General features: G+C 60.4%; 16 protein-coding genes and 1 pseudogene. 4 read left to right on the top strand and 13 right to left on the bottom strand.

Annotated elements, in window-relative coordinates; all coding sequences use genetic code 11:
- Positions 1-304: 304 nt before the first annotated feature.
- Positions 305-1,630 carry an MFS transporter gene (locus ABLU50_RS07740; protein WP_004204084.1) on the top strand — a complete coding sequence of 442 codons (1,326 nt, stop codon included), beginning with the start codon at positions 305-307 and terminating at the stop codon, positions 1,628-1,630.
- A 219-nt stretch (positions 1,631-1,849) separates the two neighbouring features.
- On the opposite strand, the gene ABLU50_RS07735 is transcribed toward ABLU50_RS07740, so the two are convergent.
- From ABLU50_RS07735 to ABLU50_RS07710, 6 genes are read right to left on the bottom strand one after another with little or no spacing between them, the layout of a single operon-like run.
- Positions 1,850-3,280, bottom strand: coding sequence for an amino acid permease (locus ABLU50_RS07735; protein WP_323084189.1), 1,431 nt, complete (start codon positions 3,278-3,280; stop codon positions 1,850-1,852).
- A 9-nt stretch (positions 3,281-3,289) separates the two neighbouring features.
- Positions 3,290-4,285 carry a succinylglutamate desuccinylase gene (gene astE / locus ABLU50_RS07730; protein WP_087832859.1) on the bottom strand — a complete coding sequence of 332 codons (996 nt, stop codon included), beginning with the start codon at positions 4,283-4,285 and terminating at the stop codon, positions 3,290-3,292.
- A gap of 10 nt (positions 4,286-4,295) precedes the next feature.
- Positions 4,296-5,636, bottom strand: a complete 1,341-nt coding sequence (gene astB, locus ABLU50_RS07725; protein ID WP_004204080.1) for an N-succinylarginine dihydrolase — start codon at positions 5,634-5,636, stop codon at positions 4,296-4,298.
- Positions 5,637-5,657: 21 nt separating this feature from the next.
- Positions 5,658-7,124: a succinylglutamate-semialdehyde dehydrogenase gene (gene astD, locus ABLU50_RS07720; protein ID WP_087832858.1), complete on the bottom strand. Its 1,467-nt coding sequence runs from the start codon at positions 7,122-7,124 to the stop codon at positions 5,658-5,660.
- The gene (gene astA, locus ABLU50_RS07715) at positions 7,115-8,137 is read right to left on the bottom strand and encodes an arginine N-succinyltransferase (RefSeq protein ID WP_165453202.1); all 1,023 of its coding nucleotides are present in this window, start codon (positions 8,135-8,137) and stop codon (positions 7,115-7,117) included. Before astA ends, astD begins: the two co-directional genes overlap by 10 nt.
- A gap of 18 nt (positions 8,138-8,155) precedes the next feature.
- Complete coding sequence (locus ABLU50_RS07710; protein WP_087832856.1) at positions 8,156-9,361, bottom strand: bifunctional succinylornithine transaminase/acetylornithine transaminase; 1,206 nt, start codon at positions 9,359-9,361, stop codon at positions 8,156-8,158.
- Positions 9,362-9,530: 169 nt separating this feature from the next.
- On the opposite strand from ABLU50_RS07710, the pseudogene ABLU50_RS07705 reads away from it, so the two are divergent.
- Positions 9,531-9,677 (top strand): annotated as a pseudogene (locus ABLU50_RS07705) (hypothetical protein).
- A 212-nt stretch (positions 9,678-9,889) separates the two neighbouring features.
- Positions 9,890-11,164: a Glu/Leu/Phe/Val dehydrogenase gene (locus ABLU50_RS07700; RefSeq protein WP_004204074.1), complete on the top strand. Its 1,275-nt coding sequence runs from the start codon at positions 9,890-9,892 to the stop codon at positions 11,162-11,164.
- Positions 11,165-11,225: 61 nt separating this feature from the next.
- Here ABLU50_RS07700 and ABLU50_RS07695 read toward each other — a convergent pair whose 3' ends face one another.
- Genes ABLU50_RS07695 through ABLU50_RS07665 form a run of 7 tightly spaced genes read right to left on the bottom strand, consistent with a single transcriptional unit; the run spans position 11,226 to position 18,708 of the window.
- Positions 11,226-11,879, bottom strand: a complete 654-nt coding sequence (locus ABLU50_RS07695; RefSeq protein ID WP_053810446.1) for an HAD-IB family hydrolase — start codon at positions 11,877-11,879, stop codon at positions 11,226-11,228.
- Complete coding sequence (locus ABLU50_RS07690) at positions 11,860-12,645, bottom strand: AfsA-related hotdog domain-containing protein (protein WP_004204071.1); 786 nt, start codon at positions 12,643-12,645, stop codon at positions 11,860-11,862. Before ABLU50_RS07690 ends, ABLU50_RS07695 begins: the two co-directional genes overlap by 20 nt.
- 13 nt (positions 12,646-12,658) lie before the next feature.
- The gene (locus ABLU50_RS07685; protein WP_087832855.1) at positions 12,659-13,864 is read right to left on the bottom strand and encodes an acetyl-CoA C-acyltransferase; all 1,206 of its coding nucleotides are present in this window, start codon (positions 13,862-13,864) and stop codon (positions 12,659-12,661) included.
- Positions 13,865-13,866: 2 nt separating this feature from the next.
- The gene (locus tag ABLU50_RS07680; protein WP_087832854.1) at positions 13,867-15,351 is read right to left on the bottom strand and encodes an FAD-dependent monooxygenase; all 1,485 of its coding nucleotides are present in this window, start codon (positions 15,349-15,351) and stop codon (positions 13,867-13,869) included.
- Between the two features lie 60 nt (positions 15,352-15,411).
- Positions 15,412-16,476 (bottom strand): aldo/keto reductase, encoded by a 1,065-nt coding sequence (locus ABLU50_RS07675; protein WP_023289473.1) that lies wholly within the window; start codon positions 16,474-16,476, stop codon positions 15,412-15,414.
- Positions 16,473-17,660: an MFS transporter gene (locus ABLU50_RS07670; RefSeq protein ID WP_087832853.1), complete on the bottom strand. Its 1,188-nt coding sequence runs from the start codon at positions 17,658-17,660 to the stop codon at positions 16,473-16,475. The genes ABLU50_RS07675 and ABLU50_RS07670 overlap by 4 nt, the downstream gene beginning before the upstream one ends.
- A gap of 49 nt (positions 17,661-17,709) precedes the next feature.
- Entirely contained in the window at positions 17,710-18,708 is a 999-nt protein-coding gene (locus ABLU50_RS07665; protein WP_106479177.1) for an aldo/keto reductase, read from the bottom strand.
- A gap of 100 nt (positions 18,709-18,808) precedes the next feature.
- On the opposite strand from ABLU50_RS07665, the gene ABLU50_RS07660 reads away from it, so the two are divergent.
- The gene (locus ABLU50_RS07660; RefSeq protein WP_087832851.1) at positions 18,809-19,723 is read left to right on the top strand and encodes a LysR family transcriptional regulator; all 915 of its coding nucleotides are present in this window, start codon (positions 18,809-18,811) and stop codon (positions 19,721-19,723) included.
- Positions 19,724-19,815: the final 92 nt, after the last annotated feature.

Raw genomic sequence — 19,815 nt, 5'->3', positions numbered from 1 at the left:
AGCGACGCTGATTTGTAACTATTTTGAAATAACAAGAAACATCTAAAAACACGCAGGTTGCACCTGAATAACTGACCATGAAAATAACAAAAAACAGCAAAAACAGGTGGAAAATAAAAATTTACCTCGCGGTTACACCAGACAAAAGCGCGTTTTCTTGCCCGCATTGCCGAGGGATAACTTGCCAATTGTAACCATCAACTCTAATTTGCTTAACAATTACACAACCTTTTTCACATCAGGTTGCACCCTGCACGCACAGAGTGACACCTGACCTTTTACCGTGGCGGGAGAACGTTTCGTAATGAGCAATCCAGCAAGCAACACTGCATCCATTCTGCAGAAAAACAAGAAGGTACTGATCGCGAGCCTGACCGGCAGCGCCATCGAATGGTTCGATTATTTTCTCTATGGCACCGCCGCCGCGCTGGTGTTTAACAAAATCTTCTTTCCGATGGTCGACCCGGTCATTGGTCTGATCCTCTCCTGGCTCTCCTTTTCGCTCACCTTTTTTATCCGCCCCATCGGCGGAGTCATTTTCGCCCATATCGGCGATCGCATCGGTCGCAAGAAGACGCTGGTGCTCACCCTGTCGCTGATGGGCAGCGCCACGGTGGCCATTGGCCTGCTGCCCACCTACGAGATGGTGGGCCTGTGGGCGCCGGCCCTGCTGATTACCCTGCGCATTATTCAGGGCATGGGTATCGGCGGCGAATGGGGCGGCGCGCTGCTGCTGGCCTACGAATACGCCCCGGAAAAGCGGAAAGGCTTTTTCGGCAGTATTCCCCAGGCCGGCGTGACCATCGGCATGCTGATGGCAACCTTCATCGTCTCGCTGATGACCCTGTTCGATGAGGCGCAGTTTCTCGCCTGGGGCTGGCGCATTCCGTTCCTGCTCAGCTCCGTCCTCGTTTTCCTCGGCCTGTGGATCCGCAAAGACATCGACGAAACGCCCGCCTTTAAGCAGGTGAAACAGTCTGGCCAGGTGGCGAAGGCTCCGCTGCGCGAGACGCTCAAACACCACTGGCGGGAAGTGCTGATCGCCGCGGGTCTGAAAGTGGTGGAGACCGCCCCCTTCTATATCTTCTCCACCTTTGTGGTCAGTTACGCCACCACCACCCTGAGCTATCAGAAGTCGCAGGCGCTGGAATCCGTCACCCTGGGCGCGCTGGTGGCCACCGTGATGATCCCGCTGATGGGGCTGCTGTCCGACAAGGTGGGTCGGCAAAAAATGTACACCCTGAGCGTGGTGCTGCTGGGGCTGTTTATCGTCCCGTGGTTTCTGCTGCTCGACACCGGCACCAGCTGGGGCATTATGCTGGCGACGATCGTTGCCTTCGGCATCCTGTGGGCGCCGGTGACCGCGGTGCTGGGCACCCTGTGCTCAGAGATTTTCAGCGCCAATGTGCGCTATACCGGAATCACCCTCGGCTACCAGCTGGGCGCCGCGCTGGCCGGGGGCACCGCGCCGCTTATCGCCACCGGTCTGCTGGCGAAATACGATGGTGACTGGCGACCGGTGGCCGTCTACCTGGGCGTGACGGTGGCGATTTCGCTGCTGGCGATATTCTGCGCCAGCCGGATGAAATCCGTCCCTGGCGCGGCGCGCTCCCGGGCGGAAAGCGCCTAACCGCAGCCGGTCCGGGCTACCTCGGCGCCGACCATCCTGCCCGGGCGCTGCGCTTGCGCGGGCCTACAGGGGGATCACGCCGCGGGGGAAACCGCTCATCCCAGGCTCAGTAAGACAGTAGGCCCGGTAAGGCGCCAGCCGCCACCGGGCAGACGAACGGGAACAACGGCTAAGACGCCCTGGCCACACCCCTTAGCCGGCCGCCAGGGCCGGCGGGTGTCAGGCGCTCTGATTGTCCAGCTGAAGCTGCCCTTCGCGCCGTTGCTTCAGCTTCCAGAAGGCCCACAGCGCGATAAACCACAGCGGAGAAGCCAGCAGCGCCAGCAGCGTGTCCGGGTCAAAGATCATGATGAAGATGGCGAAGGCGAAGAACAGCAGGCTCACCCAGCTCATCACCACGCCAAAGGGCATCTTAAAGATCGACCCGGCGTGCAGGTCCGGACGCTGACGGCGATAAACCAGATAGGCCGCGAGGATCATCCCCCAGCTGAACACCACCATAATCGCCGCCAGGGTCGAGACGATGGTGAACAGGGTCATCACATTCGGCACCAGGAACAGCAGCAGCGTACCGATCAGCATGCAGAAGCAGGAGATCAGCAGGCTGCGCACCGGAATGCGGGTGCTGCGCGACAGAATGCGGAACTGCCAGTGCGCATGCTTCTCCACCGACAGGCCGTACAGCATGCGGGTGCTGGAGAAGACCCCGCTGTTGGCCGAGGACATCGCCGAGGTCAGCGCCACGAAGTTAATCACCGCCGCCGCCGCGGGCAGCCCGGCTTTGGCAAACAGCGTTACGAAGGGGCTGGTCTCCGCCGACACCCCCGGCCAGGAGGCGACAGCGATGATCACCACCATCGACAGCAGATAGAAGATGATAATCCGCAGCGGCAGCGCATTGATCGCCTTGGGCAAAATGCGCTGCGGATCGCGGGTCTCCGCCGTCATCGTCCCCAGCAGTTCGATACCGGTAAAGGAGAAGATCGCTATCTGGAAGCCGGCGAAAAAGCCGGTGATACCGTGAGGCATAAAGGCCGTCGGGTCGGTGAGATGGCTCAGGGAAGCCGTCACGCCGTCCGGAGAGGTCCAGCCGGTGGCAATCATCCAGCCGCCGGTGACGATCAGGGCGATAATGGTGATCACCTTGATCAGGGCGAACCAGAACTCCGCCTCGCCAAACATCTTCACCGACAGCAGGTTGAGCAGGAACAGGATAGCCAGCATGCTGAGGGCCGGCATCCACGCCGACAGCTCGGGGAACCAGTACTGCATATAGCTCCCGCACACCACCACGTCGGCGATACAGGTCACCACCCAGCTCAGCCAGTAGGTCCAGCCGAGATAAAAGCTGGCCTGCGGTCCGAGATACTCGCCGACAAAGTCGGCAAACGAGCGGTAGTCATGGCGAGTGAGCAGCAGCTCCCCCATCGCCCGCATCACCATATAGGTAAAGAACCCGACCAGCACATAGATAACCAGGATCGAGGTGCCGGCGACGGCGATGTTGCGCCCCGCCCCCATAAACAGCCCGGTGCCGATGGCGCCGCCGAGGGCAATCATCTGGATATGGCGGGCGCCAAGCCCGCGCTTAAGCTGTGACGCGCCTTCACCTCCGGCGGCAGATGGCGCCTGATGTTGATGTTCAGTCATGGTGTTTCCTCAGGCTGGTTGCGGGAGGTGAAGCGCCGCGGCGCGGAGCAGCAGCCCGGCGCGCTGGCCGGTAGCGACCCCGGCATTGGGAAAGAGGATATAGGGGGCCCGGGCCTGCACCACCCACCGTTTCTCTGCCTGGCGGGCGATCTCATACCCTGCCGGGAGCGCGGTGAAGTTCTCGACGTTGGCCGCCAGATTGAGCGTAAATTCCCCTTCGCGCTTGATGATGCTCTCCTCGACCAGGAAGTAATCCACCGGCGCTTTATCGCGCGCCGGCAGCGGCGCGTCAGAAATCCAGGCCCGGATCGCCGCGTCGGCGGCGGCGAACAGGCTAAGATCGTTGGCGCCGAACGGCATCACTTTTCCCAGCTCAAGGGTGGCGCTTTGCGCGGCGAACTTTTCGCAGGTGAAGTGGGTGAAGGTCCCGCCCGCTTCGGTATGGCGCACGATGGCGTCCATCCCGCTGGCCTGCAGCAGCTGATAGAAGCCGGGCGAAAAATCCTCCTCGTGGGCCGGGAGCAGCGCAAACTGGCGATACAGCGACCCGCGAATGGCGGTATGCATATCGAGATGACTACGGCTGACCGGCCCCGCCGCATCGGCGGCGCGATAGAAGGCCTGCACCGCCTGCTCGAGAGCAAAAGCCCGCCGCGACTCATTGCCCGGGGTGACCGCCAGATGGCGGCCGCCGAACAGGCGATTGAGGTCGTTGTGCAGATAGCGACGCGCGGCGCGGATCGCCGGCAGGTTACCAAAAACGATCAGCAGCGCCTGGGTGAGCGGCTGCCGCCCCTGGCTCAGATCGTGAGTCAGCTGCAGCAGCAGCTCGGTCGGCGCGGTCTCATTGCCATGGACGCCAGCGGAGAGGATCGTCGCCTGACGCCACGGCGTGGCCGGCAGCAGCTGCAGGATGCCCTCGCCCAGCCAGCGGGCCTCGATGTCCGCCGGAAAGATCCACGCCTGCAGGCGGCAGTGCAGTAAATCGTTAACCAGATGCTCCATCTGCCGCTCCTTAACGCTGAAAATCATAGACAGCGCCCAGACGCAGGATCTGCGTCAGCTCATCCAGCGCCTGATAAACCTCGCGCAGCAGCTGCGGGTCTGCCAGATCGCGGGCGTGCAGCCGGTCACGGTAATGTTTTTCCACCCACGCCGTCAGCTGCTGGTAACGTTCGTCGTTCATCAGGCTGTGGGCGTTGACCGCCTTACGTTCAGACTCGTTGAGCACCACCCGCAGCCGCAGGCAGGCCGGGCCGCCGCCGTTGCGCATGCTTTCCCGCAGGTCAAAAACCGCCACTTCATCGATCGGCGACGCGCTGTCGGCCGCGAGATCGCTCAGGTAACGCCAGACGTTTTCCCGCTGGCGGCACTCCTCTGGCACCACAATCAGCATCTTGCCGTCGGGTTTGCTCAGCAGCTGGCTGTTGAACAGATAGGAGGCCACCGCGTCATCGAGCGACACCCGCTCGTCCGGCACTTCCACGCTGGTAAACGGAATATCGAGACTGTCGCTTTTTGCCCGCAGCGTCGCCAATACTGTCGACTGATCGACAAACGCCTGCTGATGGTGGAACAGCACATGGCGATTGCTGACCGCGATAACGTCGTTATGAAACACGCCGCGATCGATAGCCTGCGGCGCCTGCTGGGCAAACACCGTGTAGCGCGGATCCAGCTGATGCAGGCGAGCCACTGCTTCGCTGGCCTCCAGGGTCTGCCGCGCCGGATACTTCACCGGGGCGATCCCGCCGCTGGCGCGTCGACCGTAGACAAACAGCTGCACCCCCTGCCGGTCATACTCCCGACAGAAGCGGTTATGGTTGGCCGCGCCTTCGTCGCCGAGGTCGCCATGCTGCGGCAGCGCCGCGTGGTGGGCGAAGTAGCGCGGATCGGCGAAGGTGGCGCGCAGGATCGCCGAGGTGGTGGGCGCCTCCTGCATGCGGTGCAGCTTATTGTTCAGGTTGGCGACGGTGAAATGGACTTTGCCATCGGCGCTGTCCGCCGACGGCGAAACGGTCGCCGCGTTGGCGGTCCACATCGACGAGGCGGAGCTGAAGGCGGAGAGCAGCTGCGGCGCCGCCTGGGCCGCCTGGCGGATGACCTGCTCATCGCTGCCCTCGAATCCCAGGTCGCGCAGCAGACGCAGGTTCGGCCGCGGCTGCGGCGGCAGAATCCCCTGCACGAATCCGCGATCGGCAAGGGCTTTCATTTTATACAGCCCCTGCAGCGCCGCCTTTTTAGGGTTAGAGAGACCATCGCGGTTATTTTGCGAGGCTTCATTGCCGACGGAGAGTCCGGCATAGTGGTGCGTCGGGCCGACCAGGCCATCAAAGTTAGCTTCAAAACCAGACATATGTCCTCACAGGATCCGTTATCAGAATGGCAGGCCCGGCGATACGTTCGCCGGAAGCGTCAGCGTGTCGCTGACCAGAGAGGCCATCGGCCAGGCACAGTAATCGGCGGCGTACCACGCTGCCGCGCGGTGGTTGCCGGAGGCGCCCACCCCGCCAAACGGCGCTTTACTGGAAGCGCCGGTCAGCGGCTTGTTCCAGTTGACGATCCCGGCGCGCGCCTCGTCCGCCAGCTGGTCAAACTGCGCCGCATCGCTGGAGATCAGCCCCACGGCCAGGCCATAGCGGGTCTGGTTGGCGAGGCGAATCGCCTCCGGGAAGTCGTCGTAACGGACAACCGTCAGCAGCGGGCCAAAGTACTCTTCATCCGGCACCTCGATACCGGTGACGTCGACGATCCCCGGGGTCAGCACCGTGGAGTGCGGGTCGGGCTGGCGCATGCGCAGCAGCACCTTGCCGCCAAGTCCCTCCAGTTTCTGCTGCGCCGCCAGCATGTTCTGCGCCGACTCAAGGGAAATCACGCCCCCCATAAACGGCGCCGGCTGGTCATCCCATTTCCCGGCGCGGATCTGCGCGCTGGCCTCCACCAGCCGCCGCAGCAGCGCATCCCCCTGCTCGCCGCGCTGAACAATCAGCCGGCGCGCGCAGGTGCAGCGCTGTCCGGCGGAGATAAACGCCGACTGGATAATCACATGCAGCGCCGCATCGACATCGGCCACATCAGCCACGATCAGCGCATTGTTGCCGCCCATTTCGAGGGCCAGCATCTTCTCCGGCTGGCCGCCGAAGTAGCGATGGAAGTGGAAACCCGCCGCTGCGCTGCCGGTGAACAGCACGCCGTCGATATCGCGGTTTTCCAGCAGCGCCTGGCCGGTGGCTTTCCCGCCCTGCAGCAGGTTAATCACCCCGTCGGGGACGCCCGCCTGCTGCCACAGCTGGACCGTCAGTTCCGCAGTGGCCGGAGTCAGCTCGCTGGGTTTAAATACGATAGTATTCCCGGCGATCAGCGCCGGAATGATATGCCCGTTGGGCAGGTGGCCCGGGAAATTGTAAGGGCCGAAGACCGCCATCACGCCGTGCGGCTTGTGGCGCAGCAGCGCTTTACCGTCCGGCAGCGTCGACTCATGAAAGCCCGTCCGCTGGTGATAGGCCTCGATGGAGATGGCGGCTTTGCCGATCATCGCCTGCACTTCGGTGCGGGTCTCCCACAGCGGCTTGCTGGTCTCCCGGGAAATCAGGGTCGCCAGCGCCTCTTTATGCGTCTCCAGCAGCGCGGCGAAACGCTGTACGACGTCAATACGCTCGGCCAGCGGGCGGTGCGACCAGGGATAAAACGCGGCGCGCGCCGCGGCGCAGGCCGCCTGGACGTCGTCGGCCCCCGCGCTGGCCGCCTGCCACAGCAGAGACTGATCCTCCGGGGCCAGTTTGCTCATCGTTGCGCCGCTGCCCGGCTGCCACTGCCCGGCTATGAACTGTGCTTTTACCGCCATGATCTGTTTTCCTCTGGGTTCAGGGTTACCGTATAAACGCGGTCGGTCTCAGTGACCTGCAGCGCATCCAGCGCGGCGGCGTCCAGTGAGACCTGCTCTTCGTGGGCCACCAGCAGCGCCCGAAAATTGTCGAACTGACCGTTGGCGACGAGCGTCGGCACCGACAGCGTGCCCGCCAACTGCTGAGCCGGCAGGCACTGGCAGTCGCGCACGGCGCGGATCTGATCGGTCTCCGCCTCCAGCACCGGACCGGCATCGAAAATATCCACCGAGCCGCGCCAGCTGAACCCCTCTTTCTCGAGGATCGCCCGCGCGGGGGCGGTGTTGGGGTGCACCTGGCCGATAACCTGACGGGCATTCTCCGGCAGCAGCGAGATATAGATCGGGTACGCCGGCATCAGCTCGGCAATAAAGGTTTTCATGCCGGTGCCGGTCAGCCGGTCGGCATCGGCGAACGGGATCTCGAAGAAGTGATGGCCTAGCGCATCCCAGAACGGCGACTGCCCTTGCTCATCGCTGCAGCCGCGCAGTTCGGCAAACAGGTGCGGCGAAAACCACTCGCGGAAGGCGGCGATAAACAAAAACCGCGCTTTGGAGAGCAGCAGACCGTTGCGGTTGCGCTGATACTCGGGGTCGAGAAACAGCGTACACAGCTCGCTGTGGCCGGTGTGGTCATAGCTCAGATTGAGCAGCTCCTGGGGCTTGTAGACCCCCAGCGCTTTCGAGGCGCGGACCGTTTTCTGAATGCGAAAATTGTAAAACGGCTCGTCCAGGCCTACCGCCACCTCAATGGCGCTGACCCCCACCACTCGCGACAGCGCGGTGTCTTCCAGCACAAACAGAAAGCCTTGCTGGCAGCGCGGCAGCGCGCCGGCGAAAGTGTCAATGCTGCGGCGGATCCGGGCGGCCAGGCGCCCGGCATCATGGGGTAAGGAGGTCATGCCGACCCCCGCCCGCGCGGCAAGGCGGACGATGTCGTCAAGATCGTTTTCCCGTACGGGACGAAATAGCATCACAGGCCGTCCTCCCGGTTAGCGGGTTAAGCGGGCAACGGCGCGATCGAGGCGCACGAAGGCTTCCGCAATATCTGCCAGCGGGATATTGAGCGCCGGCGCGAAGCGCAGCACGTCCGGACCGGCAATCAGGGCGATCACACCCTCTTCCGCCGCCAGGTTGGTCAGGGTTTTGGCCTTCCCGCGCAGCGGTCCCGCCAGCTCGGCGCCGATCAGCAGACCGGCGCCGCGCACGGCGCTAAACGCATCGTAACGGGCAGAGAGGGCATGCAGCTGGTCGACGATCAGCGCATGGCGCTCGCCGACGCCCGCCAGCAGCGGCGCATCCAGATGGGCCAGCACGGCGTTGGCGACGGTCGCCGCCAGCGGGTTGCCGCCGAAGGTGGTGCCATGGGTGCCTGGCTGGAAGACCTGCGCCCAGGCCTCTTTCGCCAGCATCGCGCCGATCGGGAAGCCGCCCCCCAGCCCTTTGGCGCTGGTGAGGATGTCCGGGACGACGTTGTAATGCTGGTAGGCGTAGAGATGGCCGGTACGCCCGGCGCCGGTCTGCACCTCATCAAATATCAGGGTGGCATGATGGCGATCACAAAGGGCGCGCAGCGCCTGGAGGAACGCCGGGTCCGCCGGGATCACCCCGCCTTCGCCGATAATCGGCTCGACAATCACCGCGCAGGTGCGCGAGGAGATCGCCGCAGTCACCGCCTCGATATCGTTATAGGGCAGATGGGTAATGCCCTGCGGCAGCGGCGCATAATCGCTGGAATATTTCGGCTGGCCGCCGACGGAGACGGTGAACAGCGTCCGGCCATGGAAGGCGTGGTTGAAGGCGATGATTTCGCTTTTTTCACCGCCGAACTTATCGTGGGCATATTTCCGCGCCAGCTTAAGGGCCGCCTCGTTCGCTTCGGCGCCGGAGTTGCAGAAGAACACCTTGTCGGCAAAGGTGGACTGCACGAGGGTTTTCGCCAGCTGCAGCACCGGTTCGTTGGTATAGCCATTGCCGATATGCCACAGTTTCGCCAGTTGCCCCTGCAGGGCCTCCGCCAGCGCCGGGTGAGCATGGCCCAGGGCGTTCACTGCGATGCCGCCCGCCATATCAATATACTCTTTCCCCTGCTGGTCCCAGACACGGGAGCCCGCCGCCCTCACCGGAATAAACGGCGCGGGGGCAAAACAGGGAACCAGGTAAGCGTCAAAATCTTCGCGAGTCATGCTGCCTGACATAATTTATCTCCGGAACGTAAGGCGACGGAAAACGCTCCCGTCGCGTTGGACAATCGACATTAACCCTGACCCTCGGCTTATTTTGGGCACGAGCGCGCCCGCTGCGATGGTAAAAATATTCACCACAGAAAAGATAAGCCATATTATTTATGCGGGTAATTGTTAATTCATGGTTAATGCCATGTTGTTGTGTGGGCTAATGCTGGCCTGTGAACAATAAGATTGTCAATACGGGGAAACGCAATTTATTCACTTTTTGAAGATCATCAAGATAATGAAAAACATAGAAAAAATATTTTCCTATTCACTTAAGTGAATAAAAAGTGAATTAAAATGCACAGCTTGCGGGTGGTTCTCGTGCGTAGTTATTCACTTAAAAAATAAAAAATCTAACAAAAATTTAAAAATCGGAATTGCCGTCAAATACCGCTTTATAAAATTGGTGATACCATTCATTGCACAGAGTTTACTGCTGTAGCTATTCCACGGTTTTACACGACATAAATAACACTGAGAAACAGGACTCTTATGGAAAAGTTATCTTACGCATCTGAAAGTAGTACATCTCCATGGACCACCTACCTGCGCCAGATCGACCGTGTTGCGCCTTATCTCGGCGATCTTGCCTACTGGGTGGAAACCCTGCGCCATCCGAAGCGTGCGCTGATCGTCGACATCCCTGTGCAGATGGACGACGGCACCATTCGCCACTTCGAGGGCTATCGCGTTCAGCACAATCTTTCGCGTGGTCCGGGTAAAGGTGGTGTTCGCTACCATCCGGATGTCGATCTTAACGAAGTGATGGCACTTTCTGCCTGGATGACCATTAAGTGCGCCGCGGTCAATATTCCTTACGGCGGAGCCAAAGGCGGCATCCGCGTCGACCCCTTCTCGCTGTCGGAAGGTGAACTGGAACGCCTGACTCGCCGCTACACCAGCGAAATCGGCATTATCATCGGGCCGCAGAAAGATATTCCGGCGCCGGACGTTGGCACCAACGGCAAAGTGATGGCGTGGATGATGGACACCTACTCCATGAACCATGGCACCACCATCACCGGCGTGGTCACCGGCAAACCGATCCACCTCGGCGGCTCCCTCGGTCGTGAAAAAGCCACCGGACGCGGCGTGTTCGTCACCGGCCGGGAAGTGGCCCGTCGCGCCGGCATCGAAATTGAAGGCGCTAAAGTGGCGCTGCAGGGCTTTGGTAACGTCGGTAGCGAAGCAGCGCGCCTGTTCGCCGGCGTCGGCGCCCGTATCGTGGTTATTCAGGATCACACCGCCACCCTGTACAACGAAGGCGGGATTGATATGGCCGCCCTCACCGCCTGGCAGGCGGAGAAAAAGCAGATCGCGGGTTTCCCGGGCGCCCAGGAGATTGATAAAGAGGCTTTCTGGACCACCCCAATGGACATCCTGATCCCGGCGGCGCTGGAAGGGCAAATCACCCGCGAGCGCGCTGAGAAGCTGACCTGCAAACTGGTGCTGGAAGGGGCCAACGGCCCAACCTATCCGGAAGCGGACGATGTGCTGGCCGAGCGCGGCGTGATCGTGGTGCCGGACGTTATCTGTAACGCCGGCGGGGTGACCGTCAGCTACTTTGAGTGGGTGCAGGACATGGCCAGCTTCTTCTGGAGCGAAGAGGAGATCAACGCCAAGATGGACCGCATCATGACCGACGCCATCATTCACGTCTGCGATAAAGCGGCCGAGAAAGAATGTACGCTACGTACCGCCGCCTATATCGTGGCCTGCGAGCGCATCCTGATGGCGCGTAAAGACCGCGGCATCTACCCGGGCTGATCCCCGTCAGAAAGTGCACCAGGGGTGGCATTGCGCCACCCTTTTTTTTGCCGTCGCGCCGTCAGCCGACGGTGGACCACAGCACCGGCCATCCCCGACGCTGCGCCTCCGCCAGCAGACCCGGACAGGGATTCACCGCGCAGGGGTGACCAACCACGGTGAGCAGCGGCAGATCCGAGATATGATCGCCAAAGGCGTAGCACGCCGCCAGCGGCCGGCCCTGTTCCTGCGCATAGCACTGAGCATGCGCCGCCTTGTGTTCGCCGATGGCGGTCCGCCAGAGCTCGCCAGTATAGCGGTCATCCACCACCACCGGCTCCGAGCACAGGGCATGTTCCACCCCCAGCGCCGCCATCGCCGGCCAGAGAATGTCGGTCATCGACCCGGAGACAAACACCACGTCATCCCCCCGCGCCTGATGCTGCCTGAGGCGCGCCACCACCTCGTGGTGAAAACCATATCCGCCTTCGCGATACAGACGCTCGGCGACCGCCCGCACCCGGGGACGCGACTCGTGGCGAAACAGCGAGTAATAGTAGCGGTTGATCGCTTCCCGCGGTTGACCCGCTTCGCTAAGCGCCTGAAGCTGGCGGACAATCGCCGCGGCCGTCAAACCGCACTGCAGCGGATATTCCTCGGCATAGCGGTGCAGAAACAGGAACATACTTTTGCCGGTTATCAGCGTTTCATCCACATCAAAAAAGGCGATGCTCATCCCCGTCCCCCTGCTCAATACTGACCAGATAATGTTGATGGCACTGCGCCGCCTGCTCGCACTCTTTGCGAGTGATGTAGTTAAGGTCATAGACGCTGAAGCTAAAGCCAACTTCCGCTTTGCGGGTGCCGGTCTGGTCAAACCCCACCGAGCATTCGCAGGTGAAGCGGCCATGGGCTGAACTTTTGCGTGATACTACGTTGAGGACGATGGTCACCGGCAGCGGAAAAACAAAGCAGGAAAAGGCCACCTGCAGCGAGCTCAGGGTAAAGTACTTCTCCGCCATTGCCACGCCGGCCTCCGCCAGCAGGAATTTTTCCGAGGTGGCGATGATGGTCTGCCGCGCCGCCTCGATCAGCACCATCCCCTGAATATGTTGCCCGGTCTGGTGGTCGCAGAGTAACTCCGAGGCATCCTGCAGGATCAGGCGCGCGCAATAGTTATCCTCATCGCGTTTTTCCGGCGAGGTGATGAGGATATTCGCTTTTTTACGTTTATGTACCAGCCGCTGATGATCGCGGTTGTTTTGATAATAGAGATCCTGCAGATTGACGATCTGGCGGATTTTATCCGGATAGTGCTGACGAATAATGCAGATGGTGCGGGAGATGTCGTCGAGCTGTACCCCCTGACCAATAACGATTTTATCGACGCCGGCCAGCTCGCCGCTCCAGACAAATCGCTCAAACTCATTAACCGTCAGCACATTCTCATGCCGCCGGGCAAAATCGGTAAATTTCTCACCCACCACAATTAATTTTTCCATGGCGCTTGTCTCCTCAGATCGTTTTCACCAGTAACGCAATCCCCATCCCGCCGCCGATGCACAGCGACGCCAGGCCGGTCGGTTGATTCTCCCGGCGTAGCGCGTGCACCAGACTGACCACGATCCGCGTCCCGGAACTGCCCAGCGGGTGACCGAGGGCGATCGCGCCGCCGTGGACGTTTAGGCGGGAAGCAATCTCCTCCTCCGTCATCTGATGCTCTCTGGCCAGTCCCCTGACCACCCCCAATACCTGCGCGGCAAAGGCTTCGTTAATCTCCAGCCGGGCCATATCGCTGAGCTGAAAACCACCGCGGCGCAGGGCGCACGCTATCGCCGGCAGTGGGCCGAGCCCCATCAAGGACGGATCGACGCCGCCTTCGCCAAAGGAGACGATCTCCGCCAGCGGCTGCAGGCCATAGCGGGCAACGGCGCGCGCCGAAGCGAGGATCACCGACGCGGCGCCATCGTTCAGCCCGGAGGCGTTGCCCGCCGTGACGCTGCCGTCAGCGCGAAAAGCAGGTTTCAGCGCCGCCAGCTGCCCGGCGCTAAGATCATGGCGGATCGGCTCATCCTCGCGGACCGTGCTGACGCCCCGCTTCGCGCTGACCGTCACCGGCACAATCTCATCGGCAAAATAGCCGGCACGGTTGGCGGCGGAGGCTTTTTGATGGCTCTCCAGCGCATACTGGTCCTGCGCCGCGCGCGAGATCTGCTCCTGCGCGGCGATGGCCTCCGCCGTTTCCCCCATCGAAATCTGCAGCAGCGGATCGGTTAACCCGTCGCGCTGGATCACATCCTCACTGCTGAATGCGCCGAATTTCATCCCGCCCCTTATCTCTCCCTGCAGCAAAAACGGCGCCTGACTCATATTTTCCATTCCGCCGGCGACCACCAGGTCGGCATAACCGCTCTGGATATGGATTGCCCCTTCGGTCATGCTTTTCATGCCGCTACCGCAGATCATATTCAGGGTGTAAGCCGGCGTTTGCACCGGGATCCCTGCCCGCAGCGCAACCTGACGCGCCGGTCCCATTCCCTGCCCGGCGGCGAGGACGCAGCCGCAGATCACCTCATCGATCCACGCCGGGTCAATGCCGGCCTGCTGCAGGTTGTGCCTGACGGTGAGCGCTGCCAGCTCCACCGCGGAGACCGTTTTCAGGGCGCCAAGAAAGCGCCCCACCGGCGTACGGCAGGCCGCGACGATATAGACTTTGTTCATGATTATTCCATTACGTAGAGCGAGGAAAGATACTGCCGCGTCCCGGCTTCGCTGCCGGTAAAGCCCACATAGCCATCGGGATTAACCACCGCGTAGTCATCGGGACCGATCTGTAGCGCCTCAAGAAACGCCTTGTCCGCCGGCTCGAGGGGGCAGAACATAAACCAGCCGGCCTGCTTCAGGCGGGACAAAGGAGGACAGGCGGCGCGGGCGGAAAAGATCACCACCTTACCGCTGGCGAAGGCGTCATAGCTGTTGCGAAACGTCGCCTGCGGCGAGGCAAAAACGTACCAGGGAACATGGTGCCCTGCCAGGCCGTCCGGCTCCTGCGCCTGCGTCGCGGTGAAACCGGCGTACTGCAGCGGCAGCTGGTGACGATAGTAGTGACGGTTGCAAAACTCCGGAAAGTAGACCCCATCGATATGATTTCTCGGCACCAGACCGGCGATCAGGCCAGTATCATGGTCGGTGGAGCGCAGCACACCGCTCACCGCGGCGAAGCGCTGGGTGCGATAGGACGCCGGCAGTCGGTCAGTGGCCACGCCGTGCAGATAGAAAGCCAGCTTCCAGGCGAGGTTCACCGCATCCTGGACGCCGGTGTTCATCCCCTGCCCGCCAATGGGACTGAACAGGTGGAAGGCATCTCCCGCCAGCATAATATGGTGCTGCAGATTGTCATCGGCGATGCGGTTATAGAAATTGGCGCTGGAGGACCAGGTGAGCCTCTGCGCCGGCGGCACCTGAGGGCAGTAGCGCGCCAGCGCGGCGTTAATCTCCTGCAGGTCCGGCACCGGACGCGGCGACGGCAAGCGCCCGGCTTTTTTAATCACAATCCTGACCTGATTGTCCGGCATGGGCAGGAAAATCAGAAAGCCTTGCTCATCAATATGGTAGGAGGTCCCCGGGAGCGCCGCCGCGGGGTCGAACTGCACATCCGCCATCACAAAATGCAGCGGATAGTCATGACCGCTAAAGCCGATCCCGGCCAGCTCCCGGACGGTGCTGGCCGCGCCGTCGGCGCCAATAATATAGTCATAAGCGGCGGAACAGGCCCGACGGGCATCGTCGAGCAGGGAGACGTGATAGCGCTCCCCCTCCCGGCGCCAGGAGACCAGCTGGTGCCCGCGTCTCACCTGCCGCCCGGCGGCGGCTAATGCCGTTTCGAGGATCTTCTCCGTCCGCGGCTGCGGGATACTGACATGGAAGGGATAGCAGGTGGCGAGTCGGCGGTTATCAATATGCAGAAATTTGCGGTTTTTATAGTAAGCGTAGACTGACTGCACCTGTTTTCCCTGGGCGATCAGTTCCCCGGCAAGGCCTAAGCCGTGGAAGGCTTTAATGGTCGCCGGACTGACGCTCAGCGCTTTGGACCAGGTGGTGCTGTGGGTATTTTTATCAATGATATCAAAATCAATTCCATACTTATTCAGATAGCAGCCAATGATTAACCCTACCGGGCCGGCGCCAACAATGAGTACTTTTTTCACGATCGAGCCTCTCTGTATGCCCCATGTGGGGCATACGCGTGTTGCCTGGGTGCAGGGTGATTAGGGATAGATATCATCGGCCAGACGACGATCGCCGGCGACATTGCAGATATGCCAGTAGGGGTATGGTTTCTCTTTCTCGCTCACGCTGTTGAGGATCGCCGTCTCCTCGTCGCTCAGCGTCCAGTTCAGCGCCGCCAGGTTATCCTCCAGTTGGGCCAGTTTGGTCGCGCCGATCACCAGCGAAGCGATCCCCGGACGGGTACGCAGCCAGTTGAGCGCCACCTGCGCGACGCTGGCGTTGCGCTGGCGGGCAATCTCCTGCATCACCTCCAGGGTCTGCCAGGCCTGCTCGCGGTTGGCGATCGGCGCGGATTCGAACGGCGTGGCGTTCGCCAGGCGACTACCTTCGGGAAACGCCTGATTGCGCGGGTATTTGCCGGTGAGAAAGCCCCCGGCCAGCGGGCTCCAGACGGTGATGCCGACGTTCTGATCGACGCTGAGCGGGATAATCTCATGCTCCAGTTCACGCGCGGCGATATTGTAATAGCCCTGATAGACGCAGAATTTCTCCAGCCCAAGGCGCTCCGAGATCCCCAGCGCCTTCGCCAGCTGCCAGGCCGCGTAGTTGGAGACCCCGATATAGCGAATTTTCCCGGCGCGGATTAGGGTATCCAGCGTGCGCAGGGTATCCTCCAGTGCGGTGCGCGGATCGAACCCGTGAAGGTGATAGATATCGATATAATCGGTCTTCAGCCGCTGCAGGCTGGCCTCGACGGCATTGATGATATGGTAGCGCGACGCCCCCAGCGCATTCGGGTTGGGGTCGGTTTGCCAGCGCCCTTTAGTGCCGATAATCACCTGCTGGCGTTTTCCCTTCAGCGCGTTGCCGAGCAGCTCTTCGCCCTGGCCGTTCTTATAACAGTCCGCGGTATCAAAAAAGTTAATCCCGGCGTCCAGCGCTTTGTACACCAGATCGTAGGCCGTCTGCTCAGGCACCACGCCGAATTCCGACCAGTTGCGCCCCGGCGCGCCGAGAAAGGCCCCTTTCTCACCAAACGTCATGGCGCCGAAACAGAGCTCCGAAACCGACAGCCCGGTGGAACCTAAATACCGATACTTCATGCTTGACTTCCTTTTAAAGATGACAACGTCACACTAGCGATAACCAATCCGCTGGCGGTCAGGCAAGCACCGGCCAGAGGAATGTGAGATAGAGAGACGCCGGAGGCGAGCAGCAGCCCGCCAAACCAGGCGCCGCCGGCATTGCCGAGGTTAAAGGCGGCGATATTGCACGAGGAGACCATGCTTTTACCGCTCTCACTGCTGTCCAGCGCCTGCATCTGCAGCGGCGGAATGGTGGAGAACATCGCCGCCCCCAGCAAAAACACCGCCGCGCAGGCACCAGGCAGCGTCTGAATAGCCCACGGGAAAAGACACAGGACGACGCTCAGCAAGGCGAGGGTCAGCAGCAGCGCCCGGCGGACGCCGCCGTCGGTCAGTCGGCCGCCAAGATGATTTCCGGCGACCATCCCAACGCCAAACAGCATCAGCACCGGCGGAATAAGGTGTTCGCTCATCCCGGTGACGGTTTTCAGCATCGGCGCGATGTAGGTGAAGGCGGCGAAGACGCCGGAGAACCCGAGGGCAGTGATCAGCAGGCTGCGCAGCACCGCGGGATGGCGGAGCACCTTTAGCTCATCACGGATCCGGCTCTGGGCCGACGGTTGCGCCTGACGGCCAGGCACCAGGGCAATGACTGCCAGGGCGGAGAGAACGCCGATCAGCGTGACCATATAGAAGGTATAGCGCCAGCCAAGGTACTGCCCCACCCAGGCGCCGAGCGGCACGCCCAGAATATTGGCCAGGGTGGCGCCGAGAAACACGGCGGAGACCGCCGAAGCTCGTTTATCTACCGGCGCCAGCTCCGCGGCATAGACTGAGCTTATTCCGAAAAACGAAGCGTGAGCGAAAGCGGTTATTACCCGGGCAATAATTAGCATGGTCATATTACCGGCGATCGCGCAGCCTAAATTTCCAATGGAAAATAAGATCATCAAAAATAACAGCGCCGGTTTTTTGCGATAACGGCTTAATAGCGGCGTAAGCAGCGGCGCGCCAATCACCACCCCACAGGCATAAGCGGTAATAGACCAGGCGGCAAGGGTAATGGATATATGAAAATCATGGGCCACATCGAGTAATAAACCCATAATCACAAATTCGGTGGTGCCAATACCAAATGAACCCACGGAAAGCGCATACACCGCCGCAGGCAATCCCGCCGGACGGGAAACAGCAATAGTCATAAGTTACCTTATCTCCCGCCAGAACGGCGGGAGGAACGTATTCAGGAGATTATTTATCGATTAAATTAAAGTCGCCCTGGTTATAGCGTAAGCCGGCGACGTTTTCGGCAGCGAAAATATGATCGATGGTGAGAATATCCTCAGGCGAGAGCATAATATCGGCCGCAGCGGCATTATCGCGCAGGTGATTGATTTTTCGTGCCCCGGGGATCGGCACGATATCTTCGCCTTTGCTCATCACCCAGGCGAGAGCCATCTGCGCCAGGGTGGCATCGTAGCGGCCGGCGACCTGCTGCAGACGGTCGAGCAACTGCTGGTTTTTGCGCATGGTTTCGGCCTGGAAGCGCGGCAGATTGCGACGAAAATCATCGGCAGCGAAGAGGCTGGGGTCGGTGATTTTGCCCGTCAGGAAGCCGCGCCCCAGCGGGCTGTAAGGGACAAAGCCCACCCCCAGCTCGCGGCAGGCCTTGAGGATGCCGCTCTCCGGCTCACGGGTCCACAGCGAGTATTCCGTCTGCACCGCGGTAATCGGATGCACCTTGCAGGCCCGGCGCAGCGTCTGGGCTGACACTTCCGACAGCCCGATGTGGCGAATTTTACCCTCTTTAACCAGGTCGGCCATGGTGCCCACCACCTCTTCCACCGGCACCGCGGGATCGACGCGGTGCTGATAGAGCAGATCGATGGTCTCGATATTCAGCCGCTTCAGCGACCCTTCCACCGCCTCGCGAATATGTTCCGGACGGCTGTCGACGCCGGCCATCCGCTCCAGCCCCTGGCCGGTCGGCAGAATACGAAAGCCAAATTTGGTGGCAATCTGCACCTTATCGCGGATGCCTTTAATCGCTTTCCCGACAAGGACTTCATTGTCAAAAGGCCCATACACTTCGGCGGAATCGAGGAAGGTCACGCCCATGTCCACTGCGGCATGGATGGTATTTATCGCCTGCGACTCCTCAGCGCCGCCATAGGCAAAACTCATTCCCATACACCCGAGACCCAATGCGGAAACCTGGAACTTCTCTTTTCCGAGATAACGTGTTTTCACCTTATTTTCCTTACGTGCTGAATGTTATTAAATATATACTTCCCTTTTACATTGATAACAATTAATCTATTCCGAACGCGGTGTTAGCTGGAAATTAACAATGAAAACGTTGCCTGATTTGCAACAAATTGAAATATTAATACTCATAGTGAAACATGGTAGTTTTCGACAAGCTGCCAGAGCATTAAATCTTTCACCGCCGGCCCTCACCAGCGCTATTAATCATCTGGAAGAAAAATTAGGCGTGCGCCTGCTCAATCGCTCGACGCGCAGTTTGTCTTTAACCGCCGTGGGTGAGGAATTTCTTAATAATATGACGCCGGTGGTGAATGATTATCGCCGGGTAGTCGACAGTCTGAATTATCACCGTCTGACCCCGGAAGGGGTGGTGAAAGTCAATTTACCGCGTATTGTTCTCGACCTTTTCTTTCAGCGCTATTTTATTGCTTTTAAAACCGCCTATCCTGACGTGACGCTGGAGCTGTTTACCACCGATCGGAAAGTGAATATTATCGAGTCCGGTTTTGACGCTGGCATTCGTTATTCCCGGGATGTGCCCAAAGATATGATTGCCATCCCCTTTGGCGAGAAACTGTCGCTGATCCCGGTAGCCAGCCCGGACTATCTCCGCCAGGCCGGAGCGCCCGACACCCCGCAGTCGCTGATCAATTTTCGCTGTATCAACCGATGTTTTCCCAGCGGCGAAAAGTATCGGTGGGAGTTTATCAGCCCCGACGGCGAGCCAGGCGAAGTCGCAGTCAAAGGCGATCTGGTCGTCGATTCCGATACGGCGATGATCCAGGCGGCGGAGAGCGGACTGGGGATCGCCTTTGTCTATCAGTCGCTGGTCTCCGCGCAACTGAACGCCGGCAGCCTGATCCGCTTATTGCCCAGCTACCGCTACCCGGCGGATCATTTCTGTGTCTACTATCCGAGTCGCAAACATATTCCCGCGCCCCTGCGCGCTTTTATCACCTGGGTGATGGCGCTGAATAAGAGTATCCTCCATGAGTAAATGGCCTGAGGGGGTATCCTCCTGTTCGCTACAATAAACGCACACACCGTTAACCCTTATTTATCCTTTCCCTTGAATTTCGTCGGTCGTCA

It is taken from the genome of Klebsiella sp. GG_Kp173 (assembly GCF_040062415.1).
GTDB lineage: Bacteria > Pseudomonadota > Gammaproteobacteria > Enterobacterales > Enterobacteriaceae > Klebsiella > Klebsiella quasipneumoniae.
This window is presented reverse-complemented; position numbering and strand designations above follow the sequence as displayed.

What these genes read in the sequence shown, in the direction of transcription:
- ABLU50_RS07710 (WP_087832856.1), bottom strand. Translation starts at nt 9,361, where the DNA reads ATGTCAGGCAGCATGACTCGCGAAGATTTTGACGCTTACCTGGTTCCC.
- ABLU50_RS07675 (WP_023289473.1), bottom strand. Translation starts at nt 16,476, where the DNA reads ATGAAGTATCGGTATTTAGGTTCCACCGGGCTGTCGGTTTCGGAGCTC.
- astE (WP_087832859.1), bottom strand. Translation starts at nt 4,285, where the DNA reads ATGGAGCATCTGGTTAACGATTTACTGCACTGCCGCCTGCAGGCGTGG.
- ABLU50_RS07660 (WP_087832851.1), top strand. Translation starts at nt 18,809, where the DNA reads ATGAAAACGTTGCCTGATTTGCAACAAATTGAAATATTAATACTCATA.
- astD (WP_087832858.1), bottom strand. Translation starts at nt 7,124, where the DNA reads ATGGCGGTAAAAGCACAGTTCATAGCCGGGCAGTGGCAGCCGGGCAGC.
- ABLU50_RS07670 (WP_087832853.1), bottom strand. Translation starts at nt 17,660, where the DNA reads ATGACTATTGCTGTTTCCCGTCCGGCGGGATTGCCTGCGGCGGTGTAT.
- ABLU50_RS07685 (WP_087832855.1), bottom strand. Translation starts at nt 13,864, where the DNA reads ATGAACAAAGTCTATATCGTCGCGGCCTGCCGTACGCCGGTGGGGCGC.
- ABLU50_RS07690 (WP_004204071.1), bottom strand. Translation starts at nt 12,645, where the DNA reads ATGGAAAAATTAATTGTGGTGGGTGAGAAATTTACCGATTTTGCCCGG.
- ABLU50_RS07735 (WP_323084189.1), bottom strand. Translation starts at nt 3,280, where the DNA reads ATGACTGAACATCAACATCAGGCGCCATCTGCCGCCGGAGGTGAAGGC.
- ABLU50_RS07695 (WP_053810446.1), bottom strand. Translation starts at nt 11,879, where the DNA reads ATGAGCATCGCCTTTTTTGATGTGGATGAAACGCTGATAACCGGCAAA.
- astA (WP_165453202.1), bottom strand. Translation starts at nt 8,137, where the DNA reads ATGCTATTTCGTCCCGTACGGGAAAACGATCTTGACGACATCGTCCGC.
- astB (WP_004204080.1), bottom strand. Translation starts at nt 5,636, where the DNA reads ATGTCTGGTTTTGAAGCTAACTTTGATGGCCTGGTCGGCCCGACGCAC.
- ABLU50_RS07700 (WP_004204074.1), top strand. Translation starts at nt 9,890, where the DNA reads ATGGAAAAGTTATCTTACGCATCTGAAAGTAGTACATCTCCATGGACC.
- ABLU50_RS07740 (WP_004204084.1), top strand. Translation starts at nt 305, where the DNA reads ATGAGCAATCCAGCAAGCAACACTGCATCCATTCTGCAGAAAAACAAG.